At 42.5% G+C, this 12,854-nt stretch carries 13 protein-coding genes; 8 read left to right on the top strand and 5 right to left on the bottom strand.

Annotation, left to right across the window (positions count from 1 at the left end):
- Nucleotides 1-3: 3 nt before the first annotated feature.
- From AC0L6R_RS18580 to AC0L6R_RS18600, 5 genes are all read right to left on the bottom strand, one after another.
- The gene (locus AC0L6R_RS18580; protein ID WP_473272563.1) at nucleotides 4-1,656 is read right to left on the bottom strand and encodes a RagB/SusD family nutrient uptake outer membrane protein; all 1,653 of its coding nucleotides are present in this window, start codon (nucleotides 1,654-1,656) and stop codon (nucleotides 4-6) included.
- A gap of 143 nt (nucleotides 1,657-1,799) precedes the next feature.
- The gene (locus AC0L6R_RS18585) at nucleotides 1,800-3,956 is read right to left on the bottom strand and encodes a SusC/RagA family TonB-linked outer membrane protein (RefSeq protein WP_473272565.1); all 2,157 of its coding nucleotides are present in this window, start codon (nucleotides 3,954-3,956) and stop codon (nucleotides 1,800-1,802) included.
- A complete protein-coding gene (locus AC0L6R_RS18590; RefSeq protein WP_473272568.1) occupies nucleotides 3,883-4,149 on the bottom strand; it encodes a hypothetical protein in 267 nt (88 codons plus the stop codon). Before AC0L6R_RS18590 ends, AC0L6R_RS18585 begins: the two co-directional genes overlap by 74 nt.
- Entirely contained in the window at nucleotides 4,143-4,727 is a 585-nt protein-coding gene (locus AC0L6R_RS18595; protein WP_473272571.1) for a TonB-dependent receptor plug domain-containing protein, read from the bottom strand. The genes AC0L6R_RS18590 and AC0L6R_RS18595 overlap by 7 nt, the downstream gene beginning before the upstream one ends.
- Before the next feature lie 479 nt (nucleotides 4,728-5,206).
- Nucleotides 5,207-6,775, bottom strand: a complete 1,569-nt coding sequence (locus AC0L6R_RS18600) for a tetratricopeptide repeat protein (RefSeq protein ID WP_283412758.1) — start codon at nucleotides 6,773-6,775, stop codon at nucleotides 5,207-5,209.
- 505 nt (nucleotides 6,776-7,280) lie between these two features.
- Between AC0L6R_RS18600 and AC0L6R_RS18605 the strand changes: the two genes are divergently transcribed.
- Genes AC0L6R_RS18605 through AC0L6R_RS18640 form a run of 8 tightly spaced genes read left to right on the top strand, consistent with a single transcriptional unit; the run spans nucleotide 7,281 to nucleotide 12,830 of the window.
- Nucleotides 7,281-7,739 carry a hypothetical protein gene (locus tag AC0L6R_RS18605; RefSeq protein WP_473272575.1) on the top strand — a complete coding sequence of 153 codons (459 nt, stop codon included), beginning with the start codon at nucleotides 7,281-7,283 and terminating at the stop codon, nucleotides 7,737-7,739.
- Entirely contained in the window at nucleotides 7,730-8,293 is a 564-nt protein-coding gene (locus tag AC0L6R_RS18610) for a glycoside hydrolase family protein (protein WP_473272576.1), read from the top strand. The genes AC0L6R_RS18605 and AC0L6R_RS18610 overlap by 10 nt, the downstream gene beginning before the upstream one ends.
- 11 nt (nucleotides 8,294-8,304) lie before the next feature.
- Entirely contained in the window at nucleotides 8,305-8,484 is a 180-nt protein-coding gene (locus AC0L6R_RS18615; RefSeq protein ID WP_473272577.1) for a hypothetical protein, read from the top strand.
- 24 nt (nucleotides 8,485-8,508) lie between these two features.
- Nucleotides 8,509-8,919, top strand: coding sequence for an alcohol dehydrogenase catalytic domain-containing protein (locus tag AC0L6R_RS18620; RefSeq protein WP_473272579.1), 411 nt, complete (start codon nucleotides 8,509-8,511; stop codon nucleotides 8,917-8,919).
- Nucleotides 8,856-9,524, top strand: a complete 669-nt coding sequence (locus AC0L6R_RS18625) for a zinc-dependent alcohol dehydrogenase (protein ID WP_473272580.1) — start codon at nucleotides 8,856-8,858, stop codon at nucleotides 9,522-9,524. The genes AC0L6R_RS18620 and AC0L6R_RS18625 overlap by 64 nt, the downstream gene beginning before the upstream one ends.
- Nucleotides 9,525-9,549: 25 nt before the next feature.
- A complete protein-coding gene (locus AC0L6R_RS18630) occupies nucleotides 9,550-10,320 on the top strand; it encodes an SDR family NAD(P)-dependent oxidoreductase (protein ID WP_473272582.1) in 771 nt (256 codons plus the stop codon).
- A 21-nt stretch (nucleotides 10,321-10,341) separates the two neighbouring features.
- Entirely contained in the window at nucleotides 10,342-11,799 is a 1,458-nt protein-coding gene (aldA, locus tag AC0L6R_RS18635; protein WP_473272584.1) for an aldehyde dehydrogenase, read from the top strand.
- Nucleotides 11,796-12,830 (top strand): mandelate racemase/muconate lactonizing enzyme family protein, encoded by a 1,035-nt coding sequence (locus AC0L6R_RS18640; RefSeq protein ID WP_473272585.1) that lies wholly within the window; start codon nucleotides 11,796-11,798, stop codon nucleotides 12,828-12,830. Before aldA ends, AC0L6R_RS18640 begins: the two co-directional genes overlap by 4 nt.
- Nucleotides 12,831-12,854: the final 24 nt, after the last annotated feature.

A 12,854-nucleotide genomic window follows, 5' to 3' on the forward strand; every position in this document is an offset into this window, starting at 1 on the left:
GGATTAATTACCTATTTGATTATTGTTTTGGAGTTCCAAAGCAGGAATAGGGAAGTAATTGTGTACGGTAGGAGAATAATTGGCTGATGAAAGCAAGAAATCAGGTCTGATCCTTTCTGCGATGAAAAGAGGTTCTTGATCAAAAATGGAAGCTTTGTTTGCCTCTCTCCATACTTCATCCTGGCGAAGCTCATCAAAAACCTCCTTCACTATTCCCCATCTTACAAGGTCTTTCCAACGATGCCCTTCAAAAGCTAGCTCTAATGGCCTCTCCACCCGGCGAATATGGGTCATGATGTTATCCGCAGTAGGAGCGACCATTGGTTGAGTCCCATGAACCTGCTTGCTGATATGAAGCTGCGGGAATGTATTGCCGTTTTCAGTCAAGTATTGCCTGATAGTGACCACTCCCGATCTAGCTCTCACTAGATCGATGTATTCAATAGCTTCATCCACAGATCCACCTGCATTGAGCAGCGCTTCAGCGTACATGAGATACACATCGGCTAAGCGGATATGTCTGAAATTTATTCCAGATCTAGCATTGCCATCTTCATTTGGTTGGTGATACCAATTTGTATGTTTTTTGATATAAGCACTTTGTCCAAAAGCCCATCCGCCACGTGTGCCGATTGGTAGTTGGTAATACAATCCTTCACCATTGATAGGAACTACTGAGGCAGACATTCTTACTGATTGGGTGTTGTCTTTATTGATAGAGTTATTTGGATCTACCTCGTCATTTACATATAGTTCATGGAGGTAGTAGCTAGGCAAAAGCGTGTTATACGCACCGAAATTCAATTGTCCGAGTCCCGTAGCAATAGCTGTAGCTTCTGCCCCTGTTCTACCAGGATCATCATCTACCACTGACCCATTTGCGCCCGGATTGATTTCGCTATTGTATGCCACTTCGAAAATTGATTCCTCATTGAATTCATTTTCTTCGGAGAAGTTATCTCTGATTTTTGGAGTCAGTGCATACACTTTAGAATCAATTACACTTTTGAATTCTGTTGCCGCTTCAGACCATTTTTCTTGGAATAGCAAGGTTTTACCGTATAGAGAAGTTGCGGCTCCCCAAGTAACTCTTCCTTTATTTTTATCATCCCAGGATTTAGGTAAATGAGTTTTTGCAAACTCTAAATCTGGTAATACCACCGTGTTTAGGATTTCTTCCTTTGTGCTTGGAGGCAAATTGAAATCTTCATCAGTCACGGGTATTTCCGTTCGGATGACCGCTTTTCCGTAGGTATGTGCTAACTGGAAATAGAAGAATGCTCTAAGAAATTTAGCTTCAGCCTCAATTGTCTCTTTTTCATTTTCAGCAAAAAGGCTAGGATCAGCTTCTTGTATTTGGTTGATCACTTGATTGGCTCGGAAGACTCCGATGTAGAGCTCATTCCACTTGTCAGTTACTTGATCACTGGCGTCGTTATAGGTAAGGTTTCTGTAGGCGGTAGGTCTATACCAGGATTCGGTGCCACCTATATCTCCGAGGATCATCTCATTAATCAAACCTGCTCCGCTGATAGATTGGAACTGTAACGCTCCATAGACAGTAGCAAGCCCAGATTGGAATTGCTTGGATGTTTCCCAAAAGGTATCGGTAGTTATGGCATTTGGATTTGTTTCTTCAGAAAATTTACACCACATCCGAAGAGAAGCATTGAAGATAAGGCGATCGATGCAAAGGATCTTTTATATATTTTGAGTTTCATTGGATTGCTTTTTTAAGATTAGAATTGGATCTGTACACCGAAAATGAATCTTCTGGATACCGGGTAATTACGCCTGGTCTACACCTCTAGTGTTAATACCATTTCCCCCACTTCAGGATCATAGCCAGTGTATTCGGTGAAAGTGAATGGATTCATAGCGGTACCGTAAATCCTCGCTTTATTCACTCCGATCTTGCCAGTAGCAGAAAGTGGAATTGTATATCCTAGCGTAATATTTCTGATTCTGAAGTAAGTGCCATCTTCCAAAAAGAAATCAGATCTCGCTCTCACGTTGTTGTGGTAACCATCTCCTCGATCTGTAGGGATATCAGTGTCTGAGTTTTGCGGAGTCCACATGTAGTATTGATCTAGGTGACGGCCTTGGGTATAGGCATAGTATTTAGCGCCGTTGTACAATTTTGCGCCATAGGAAAAGTAATTTTGTACAAACAGATCAAAGCCTTTGTAGTCAAAATTTGTACTCAAACCTATGTTGAATTTGGCTTGACCAGAACCCGAATATACACGATCGTTTTCATCAATGCGGTTGTTTCCGGTATCAGGAATCCCATCTCCATTAGTATCTTCAGTCACCTGGTCTTTGTACATCATATCACCGATCTGAGCGCTAGGGTCAATTTTCTTATAGTCCGCTAGTTGCTCTTGGGTTTTTATTATTCCATCATGCTGTACTAAAAAGAATGCTCCTGCTTCATAGCCTACGGCAAAGAAAGTCGTGTAATCCACGTTTGGACCAAGGGAAGAAGATGGCTGTCCATTTCCATACCCTCGTTCTATTCCTTCCAAATCAGTGATTTCATTTACATTTTTAGTAAATGTAGAGGCGATATTCCATTTGAAACCTGAGGCATATTCTGTTCTATAGGATAGTGAAAGTTCAATCCCTTTGTTAGTCATGTTTCCAGCATTCACGATAATAGTGCTGTATGTCCCAGTTGCGCCTGGGTGGAAAGCTCCACCGGATGGGGGAGTTGCTCTTGGCAAAAGCATGTCCTGCTTGTCGTTTTTGTAAACGTCAGCAGTGAAGTTTAATCTGTTTGAGAACATGGCGAGGTCTATACCAAGATTGGAAGAAATACTAGATTCCCACTTTACATTAGGATTAGAATACCTTCTCTGAATAGCACCATTGTATAGTTCTTCATCAAAACCGAAAATGTAATTCACACCACTTTCAATCTGGCTGGCATAGGTATATGGAGGAATGCTTTGATTTCCCACTTGAGCATAACTTCCACGGATTTTGAAGTTATCAATGAATTCAGTATTTCCATTTCTGAAAAAACCTTCTTCTGAAATATTCCATCCTGCGGACACACCGAAGAAGTCACCATAAACATTGCTTTGACCAAAATTTGAAGAGCCATCTCTTCTAAAGCTTCCAGAGATCAAGTAGCGCTCGTCGTAATTGTATTGCACTCGACCCATCAAACCGCTCAGTGAATTGGTATAGTCGAAACTAGTCGGCTTAGTCGCTTGCTGTCCTGCTCCCAAAACTGGGGTTTTATTGCTCAGAAGTCCAATAATTCCTGTTCCTATTTGCTTGGAAGTGAATTTCTCCCATGATGCAACACCAGTTACATTTAGCTTATGCTTGCCAAATTCTTTTGAATAGGAAAGAATGTTTTCTATTGTATTTCTCTGTGAGAAAGTGAATTCTTCATTTAGAAGCGCATCTTGCCTAGAAGCTGTAGGATTGAAAGAACCATCTCTATTGGTAACCAAATATTGAGGTCTGAAGAAATTTCTGCTATAGTTATATGGGTTGCTACCTAAGTTGATTTTATAGCTAAGGCCCTTTAATATTTCATATTCTAAATTCAGCGCGATGTTGCTTGTGTTGACTTTTCGCTCATCCACATTGTCAAGTTCTCTAGACAGGTAGCTGTATAGAATAGCATTGTCTACAGGGATTTGCACATTGTTTTCTCCTACTGTCTGTAATGAATTAAGAGGAGCTAGCCATGGACGCTGAGCGATGGAATATTCATAAAGTGACCAAGGTTCTTGAGTTCTGTTTTCCTCTGTGTAACCAATACTTGTGAATGCTTTGAATTTCCCTCTATTAAACTGGGCTGTAAGTCTATTGCTAAGCCTGTCAAATCCAGAGTTGATCAATATACCATCCTGATTGAAGTAGTTAGAGTTGAAGTTTACCGAAAGATGCTCGGTACCACCGGATACGCCAATTCCATAATTCTCGAATGAGTGCATTGTTATTTTGCACATCACTTACGAAATCCGTGTCATAGTCCAATGCGTCTGGGTTGAAAAAGAAGATCAGGGGATCACGTCCTAAGGCTTCCAGTTTTACCTCTTCAGCATACATCTGCTGCTGAGAATTCATCAATGGAGTACCTGAGGTGATATTTTGTACCCCAGCGTATGCGTTGAGGTCCACTACCATATTACCTTTTTCCCTCTTTTGGTAGTTATCAATATTACCCCGTTGGATGCTCTGGTGCCATAGACAGAAGCTGCTGCTCCATCTTTTAGGATATCCAAAGACTCAATTTGATCTGGAGAAATATTTGGATTGCTTTGATATGGGACTCCATCCACTACATCGAGTGGTTCCAAAGCGCCCATCAGTGAGCCTACTCCTCTAATTTGGATATTAGCTGCTTGACCTGGACGGCCACTTGCTGCTTGCACATCCACACCAGCCACTTGTCCCTGTATCGCTTCACCCACGTCAGATACAGGCGCTTTAGAAATAGCATCTGCCTTGATTTGCGCTACTGCGCCGGTGATTTCTTTTTTGGTTTGTGTACCGTAGCCGACCACTACTACTTCATCCAAACTCTGAGTATCCGGAGTCATCTGCACATTGATTTCAGATGCATTCCCTACTGTCCGTTCTACTGAGTTAAACCCGATGAAAGTATATACTATTACATCCCCTTCTTTTGCAGAGATAGAATAGTTACCATCTACATCAGATATGGTGCCTGTGGTGGTGCCTTTTATTATAATGATATGCACCAGGTAGTGCTATTCCAAGATCATCAATGATCTTTCCTCTTACTTGCTGCTGTGCAGATACAAATGGTATCCATAAGCACAACAAAACAAGCGTTATCGGGAGGGTTTTCCTCCAGCAGTAAAATTGTTGTTTCATACGAGATTTTGAGTTTAGGTTAATATTGTTTTGGTAGAAAAATCAAGGATGTCTCTTATGTTGCTAGAGTCATTTCTGATCTTAAAACCTCGGTCAATGTAGAGATCCTAAACAATACAAGCCATTTTTCAAACTCGATTAAAACTGAACAAATCGATTAAAATATCGATTGCGAAGCCTTTTTTGGCGGTTGATGACTCGACGGAATATTTTTTTATCTCAAATCCAGCTCAAATGCTTGGATTCTTTATAGACAAAAAAACACTGTCCCAGTTGAGCCAGTGTTTAGATTTAGAAGGGAAGAATATGTTTGTTTCTATATATGTTTAAAAAGAAATAGCCATTAGAACTGAGCTATAAATTCGGTAAGATTTTCGGTTCTGTCGATTGAGAACTTTTTTCGAAGTCTATACCGGGAAGTATGAACACTTTCTATAGATATTCCTAACAGCGATGCCATTTCCTTACTACTGAAATTCAGCTTAACGAGAGCACAGATTTTTAGATCAGTTTGGGAAAGTTCTGGATATTGCTTTTGCAGATTTTCGTAGAAACTTTGGTTGATAGCTGTGAACCTAGCTTCAAACTCCTTCCAGTTACTACCCGGAGTTCCCTGAACCGATTTTATCATCCGCTTTAGACTATTCACATCTACCAATCCTTTGTCATCAGAAAGGTTGTTTTTGAGTTTATCTATAAATTCATCTTTTTCTATAAGTTGCAGTGCAGTAGCTGTCAGCTCCTTGTTCTTCAATTCCAAAATCTCACTACTCTTCTGCCGTTCCATTTGCCTTCTTTCTGCCAGTGCTGATTTCTCCAAAAGGTGTTTTCTACGAATGTTGCGAACTAGCAAGTACCCATAAACTACCAGAGAGACCAGAACTACACCTAATAGCCATAATTTTAAGGTATTTATTCTTTCTTCGTTCTCTAGTTTAGCAATGTGTTGCTCCTTGATCAATTCTTTTTCCTTTTCTTTTTGAAGCCTGTATTGGTCATTGATTGCAAAAAGATGCTTGTTGTTTTTACTATCAGGACCAAAAATCTCAGCGTTTATCTCATTGACTTCCTTGGAGTGCTGATATGCACGTGGGAAATCATTGGTGAGCGCATAGATAGAAGCCAAAGCTTCGTGTGACATTAATTTATAATTGGAATGGGATTGAAATTGCTTGGAAAGTTCGAGAGCTTGATTGTATTCCGCTGCGCTTTTGGCCAAATCGCCCATATTTCTAAATACATTCCCAAGCATGGTATGGATCACGATTAAGTACGAGCGGTCATTTTTTTCGAAGAATTTCTGTGACTCTGCTAGCTTTTCGAAAGCACTGTCGAAGTCACCTTGCATGCCGTCTAGATAGCCATCTTCTGCCACCACATAGTTCATAGGAGGATTGCCTATTTCCTTCTGAAGTTGATAGCAACTATCAAGATATTTAGCAGCTGTAATGTAATCTCCGTTGACGCGGTAAAAGTTAATCAGTGAGAAATAGTCACTTATTATATAAGTTGCATCAATTATTTTTAGCTCATATAACTCCTTATTAATAGTAAGTCCAAGATTGAAATACTTAAGAGCTTCTTCATCGCGATGATAAAAACTATATAGCCACCCCAACTCTTGATATATTTTTGCTTTGAATAGATTGTTGTTGATTTGATCCGCTAAAATTAAAGCTTCCCAGTAGCCATCGTATGAATTTCCATAGTCGAGTAAATGGGCATACATACTTGATAATTCATTCAGTGAAAGTATCAAATTCACTGTGTCTTTATTATCTCGGTGTAGTTCTATCGCATTTTTTAACTGAAGAATTGAACTGTCCGAATTGCTGTACTTAAGTTCATTGGATTTAAAGGGGTTTTCTCTGCTTGTAGAGTTGCTTTGCGCAAGACTTGTCAGGTTCGTCAAGATTGTCAAGACAAAAACAACACAAATCAAGGGGGTAATCGCAACGATTTTTGAAGGCTTGCTATAACAAAGGAATGATGATAATTCGAAATGAAATTGATTCATTTGGCGTATTTGGGCTTGTTTTGGGTTGTATTGACTGTTTTTTACAAAATATTCTGAAGTGAAGGCCGCTTCGGAATATTTGTTAGGACAATTTATAGATCGTCCAGAATAATTTTTTGCTTTTTCAGACTTTTTATCGCCTTGTTCAGTTTTTGTCTAGGTGGATTCTGGGGTATTATTCTTTTCAAATCTCATATTTGTTCAAAGCGAAAGGATATAAAAAATGTTTTTCTCGACGCTTCCTTTTTGAAATGAAGCTTATAAAAGTGCCTGATTTTGATGTTGGAAATTTAGACAACTTTTTGGCTGGATGATTTAATAAAATAAATATGTGTTGGTTTCAGATTATAATCTTTTTTCAAAGTAAATAAGTAAGTAAAACCCAAAATGAAAAATATATATGAATTACAAATCACTTCTATATTCCTTATTAGGAGTTATGTTTTTACAGGCTTGTGATCCTGCATCAAAAAAAGAAATAGCTACTTCTGAAGAAGAAATCACTGTCAGCCCAGAGCAATTAGACAAACTTGGAATTACTAATGCAGATCATCTTAGTGCTGCTTCTAAGCGCGCATTAAAGTGGCCAAATATCGGTAATGAATGGTTTATAGAATTTTCCGGTCTTCAGCCTCTCAAAGGTGATCTTGCTTACGAAGAAGGTGTAGTTCGCAGAGATCCCAGCGCCATGATCTTTGAAAATGGAAAATATTACGTCTGGTACAGTAAGAGTGTCGGGCCGACGGATGGATTTGCAGGCGATATAGAGAAGGACAAGGTTTTCCCTGGGATCGATGCGATATCTGGTATGCAACCTCGGAAGACGGTTGGACTTGGAAGGAAGAGGGGATGGCTGTAGGTCGAGGAGAGCCTGGGGCTTATGATGACCGTTCGGTATTTACTACTGAGATTATGAAACACGATGGGGTGTACTATCTGACCTATCAAACGGTAAAATCTCCCTACACCGTCCGCGTAAAAAATCAAATCGGACTGGCTTGGTCAGACTCTCCAGATGGTCCTTGGACCAAAAGCGAAGAGCCCATTCTGAGCCCGGCTGACAACGGTATCTGGAAAGGCGAGGAGCAGGATCGCTTTGCAGTGGAGAAAAAAGGTGATTTTGATAGTCACAAGGTTCATGATCCCTGCATACTTCCTTACAAAGGGAAGTTCTATCTCTACTATAAAGGCGAGCAAATGGGCGAAGAGATCACCTTTGGTGGTCGTCAGATCCGACATGGAGTGGCTATAGCCGACAATCCAAAGGGTCCTTACGTCAAGTCTGAATTCAACCCCATCAGTAATAGTGGTCGTGAGATTCTGCGTATGGCCATACAATGGCGGAATAGCTTCGCTGATCAGCGACGGACGGGCCTGAAAAGAATACGATTCAGTGGTCGCCTGACGGGATAAATTTTGAAATAATGTCCTCCATCCAAGGAGCGCCACATGCCATCGGCTTGAACCGGACGGCAGATACAGAAAAGGAACCTACGGAGATCCTTCGATGGGGACTTTCCCACATCTACAACAGCTACAATTACCAAAGTATCATGAGGTTTTCGTCAGCACGAAAAACTACGCACAAGGCTAAAGGAGAGTAAGCAAACCTAAAAAACAAAAACATTTTGAAAGCAACAGTTTACAATGGCAATCAATCCTTCACTGTGATTGAGAAGGAAATCGACGCGCCAAAATCAGGAGAAGTCCGCATCAAAGTCGCCTATTCCGGCGTCTGCGGCACAGACGTTCACATCTTTCACGGCATGATGGACAAGCGGGTAAGCATCCCCCAGACTATAGGTCATGAGATGTCGGGTGTGATCGACGCAGTCGCAGACGATGTCACCGGATATGCAGTTGGTGAAAAAGTAGTGGTTCGTCCTCTGGACGATCGCTTGGTAAAAGCATCTGACAAAGGCTTCAATCATATCTGTGAAAAATTAAAATTCATCGGGATCGATAGCCAGGTTCCATGCAGCAATACTGGAATGTTCCAGCGTTTGTGCTACACAAGCTTAAAGCTGAAACGGACTTAAAACTTGCCGCTTTGATCGAGCCATTATCTGTAGCGGTACATGACGTACGCATGTCTGGATTGGTGGCAGGAGAAACAGCTGTCGTACTCGGCGGAGGCCCAATTGGCCTTCTTGTGGCACTGGTAGCTAAGGAAGCTGGTGCAAAGGTCATCATCTCGGAAGTGAATGAAACCCGAATCAAGATGGCTGGAGAATTTGGTCTTCAGGCGGTTAATCCTACCAAAATAGACCTTGTAGAGTTTGTGCGAGAGCAAACGGAAGGAAGATTGGCAGATGTCGTATTTGAGGTCGCGGGAGTTCAACCGGCTTTGGATGTGATGACGGAAGTAGCGGGAATCCGTGGCAGAATAGTGATGGTGGCAATTCACGGGCAGAAAAAACCGGTGGATTTGTTCAAGTTTTTCTGGAAGGAATTGAAACTCATCGGTGCCAGAGTTTACGAGAAAGAGGACTATGAAAAGGCAATTGAGCTGGTAACTGCGAATGAGCTTCCTTTTGAAAAGATGATCACCGACGTGCAGCCTCTTTCCAACATCCAACAAGTATTTGAATCAATTGACAAAAATCCTGAAGGCCTGAAGGTATTGATGGATTGTCAACTTTAATTTTTAAACCCTAATAAAAGCATATATGGCAGTATTAGACACATTTAGATTAGATGGCAAAACAGCCTTAGTCACAGGTTGCAAGCGAGGAATAGGTAAAGCAATGGCGATAGGTCTGGCAGAAGCCGGGGCAAATATCATAGGCGTGAGTGCCACTTTGGAGGAATCGGGATCAGCCGTGGAGCAGGCTGTGCTAGCCACTGGACGGGAATTCACAGGCTACGCTTGTGACTTCAGCGACAGAAAAGCAGTCTATGAATTCATCGCAAAAGTGAAGGCGGATTTTCCGGTGATCGACATCCTGATCAATAATGCCGGGACGATTTTGCGTACGCCTGCAGCTGAGCATCCTGACGAGATGTGGGATAAGGTGATCGAGGTCAACCAAAATTCCCAATTCATCCTCACCAGAGAATTTGGGAAAGAGATGATCGCTAGAGGATCTGGAAAGATTGTGTTTACAGCTTCTCTATTGACCTTCCAAGGCGGAATTACCGTGCCCGGTTATGCCGCTTCCAAAGGAGCTATCGGTCAGATGACTATGGCTTTTGCCAATGAATGGGCAGGAAAAGGGGTGAATGTCAATGCTATCGCACCAGGAGATATCGATACTGATAATACCGAAGCATTAAGAAATGACCCCGAAAGATCGGCTTCGATTCTTTCCAGAATTCCCGCCGGACGCTGGGGCAAGCCGGTAGATTTCGCTGGACCCACTGTTTTCCTTTGTTCAGATGCCGCCGCTTACATGCACGGCACGACCATGCTAGTCGATGGAGGCTGGATGGGTAGATAACTCACCTTTAATGAGATCAATATGTCAGATATAAAAGAATACAAATTATTCATCGATGGAGAATGGGTCAGATCCGAATCTGGTGAGACCATAGATATCATCAACCCGAGCACGGAAGAAGTGGTGGCCAAAGTTCAAAATGGGACAGTGGCTGAGGCAATAAAAGCATTGGAAGCGGCACAGGCTGCGCAAAAATCCTGGGGCAAGATGCCTCCAAGAAAACGAGCAGAGTTGCTTTATAAATTAGCAGCAGAGATCAAAGCAAACGCTGATTACTTGGCTGAATTGCTGGTAAAAGAGCAAGGGAAACTGCTAAAAGTAGCCAAAGGTGAAGTTGCTGTGACGGCTTCATTTATAGAATATGCCTGCGAAGGAGCGAGAAGAATCGAAGGAGATATTATTCCTTCGGATAATCCCGGGGAGCAGATTTGGATTCAGAAAATCCCCCGTGGAGTAGTAGTGGCGATCACAGCCTGGAATTTTCCTTTGGCACTAGCTGCAAGGAAACTCGGCCCTGCATTGGTAGCTGGAAATACCATCGTGATGAAGCCAACCTCGGAGACTCCGTTGGCAACTTTGGAACTGGGAAATCTTGCCAATAAAGTAGGCATCCCAAAAGGTGTAATCAACATCCTTACCGGTCCAGGTCGGGCAATGGGGACCGCTTTGGTGGAGCATCCGATCACCAAGATGGTAACTATGACTGGCTCTACTCCTGTAGGTCAGGATATTGCGAGAAATGCAGCCAAGAACCTGACTCATGTCCAGCTAGAGTTGGGAGGAAAAGCACCCTTTATCGTTTTTGCTGATGCAGACATCGATGCTGCCGTGGATTCGGCGCTCCATTCTCGATTTGACAACTGTGGGCAAGTATGCACTTGTAATGAGCGCATGTATGTGCAGGAAGATGTTTACGAGGTTTTCATGGAAAAATTCCTTGCCAAGACTAAAGCACTGAAGGTGGGCGATCCGATGTTGGACGATACAGACATGGGCCCAAAGGTCAATAAATCTGAGTTGGCCCACATGGAAAAGCTGGTAGAGATCAGCATCGCTGAAGGAGCCACTGTAGCGACCGGAGGTAAACGTCCAGCTGGAGCTGAATTTGAAAAGGGCTATTGGTTTGAGCCAACTGTACTGACCAATGTGACTCAGGACATGACCATCATGCATGAAGAGTCTTTCGGTCCCATACTTCCTGTGATGAAGTTCAAGTCTTTCGACGAGGTGATCGGCTATGCCAATGACTGTGAATATGGCTTGGCGGCGATGGTTTTTACTAACGACATGAACCTGATCATGCGGTGCAACGAGGAACTGGAATATGGAGAAATCTATGTCAACAGAGGTCACGGAGAGCAACATCAAGGCTTTCACAATGGATACAAACTTTCCGGAAGTGGCGGTGAAGATGGCAAGTATGGCTTCGAGCAGTACCTGGAGAAAAAGACTTTCTACGTCAACTATAACAGATCATGAGCAATTTGATAAAAGAAGTAAACTGTAAGCTTTTCAAGGTTCCTTTACCGGAAGTTTTAAATGATGCCAAGCATGGCGATCATACCCATTTTGAATTGGTGACTACGACCATTACTCTGGAAGATGGGAGTGAGGGTACCGGATATACTTATACCGGAGGCAAAGGAGGTCATGCCATTAAGGCGATGGTAGAATATGACTTCGCTGGAGTTCTGGTGGGAAAAGATGCGAGTGATATAGACGGAATCTACGATTTCATGGAGTGGCATATCCATTATGTGGGACGTGGGGGAATTGCCTCTTTTGCTATTTCTACCATTGACATTGCACTTTGGGACATTAAGTGCAAGAAAGCAAATCAACCATTATGGAAGATGGCAGGCGGGGCAGATAACACCTGCAAAGCTTACTGTGGGGGAATTGATTTGCAGTTTCCACTGGAAAAGCTTTTACATAATATAGAAAGCTACCTTGCCCGGGGATTCAATGCCGTGAAAATCAAAATCGGCCGTCCAAACTTGCAGGAAGATCTAAACCGTATTTGTGCGGTGAGGAAGTTCATTGGTCCGGATGTCACTTTCATGGTAGATGCCAATTACTCCATGGATGTGGAAAAGGCTATCAAGGCTATTGAAGGGTTCAGAGAGTACGACATTACTTGGTTTGAAGAACCTATTATTCCTGATGATTACCTAGGCTATGGAGAGATTGTAGATAGGACTGGTTTTCCGCTGGCGATGGGGGAAAACCTCCATACCATCCATGAGTATGAGTACGCGATGGAGCAGGCAAAGCTTTCTTTTATACAGCCTGACGCCTCGAATTGTGGAGGAATCACTGGTTGGCTCAAAGCGGCTCGGTTAGCTGCAAAATATGGCGTACCCGCTTGTTCACATGGCATGCAGGAATTGCACGTAAGCTTAGTCTCCTCGCAGCCCAATGCGGGTTGGTTGGAGGTGCATAGTTTTCCAATAGATGAATATACCACCAGGGCCACTTGTTGTCGAAAATTTCAGGGCAGTGGCTCCTGACACTCCCGGTGTAGGAGTTGTGTT

Source organism: Algoriphagus sp. 10J20-15, from assembly GCF_055809615.1.

Excerpts from the sequence above, each read along its gene's own strand:
- AC0L6R_RS18585 (WP_473272565.1), bottom strand. The coding sequence starts at position 3,956 with ATGCACTCATTCGAGAATTATGGAATTGGCGTATCCGGTGGTACCGAG.
- aldA (WP_473272584.1), top strand. The coding sequence starts at position 10,342 with ATGTCAGATATAAAAGAATACAAATTATTCATCGATGGAGAATGGGTC.
- AC0L6R_RS18605 (WP_473272575.1), top strand. The coding sequence starts at position 7,281 with ATGAATTACAAATCACTTCTATATTCCTTATTAGGAGTTATGTTTTTA.
- AC0L6R_RS18580 (WP_473272563.1), bottom strand. The coding sequence starts at position 1,656 with ATGTGGTGTAAATTTTCTGAAGAAACAAATCCAAATGCCATAACTACC.
- AC0L6R_RS18590 (WP_473272568.1), bottom strand. The coding sequence starts at position 4,149 with ATGGTAGTGGACCTCAACGCATACGCTGGGGTACAAAATATCACCTCA.
- AC0L6R_RS18615 (WP_473272577.1), top strand. The coding sequence starts at position 8,305 with ATGTCCTCCATCCAAGGAGCGCCACATGCCATCGGCTTGAACCGGACG.
- AC0L6R_RS18625 (WP_473272580.1), top strand. The coding sequence starts at position 8,856 with ATGCAGCAATACTGGAATGTTCCAGCGTTTGTGCTACACAAGCTTAAA.
- AC0L6R_RS18610 (WP_473272576.1), top strand. The coding sequence starts at position 7,730 with ATGGCTGTAGGTCGAGGAGAGCCTGGGGCTTATGATGACCGTTCGGTA.
- AC0L6R_RS18640 (WP_473272585.1), top strand. The coding sequence starts at position 11,796 with ATGAGCAATTTGATAAAAGAAGTAAACTGTAAGCTTTTCAAGGTTCCT.
- AC0L6R_RS18630 (WP_473272582.1), top strand. The coding sequence starts at position 9,550 with ATGGCAGTATTAGACACATTTAGATTAGATGGCAAAACAGCCTTAGTC.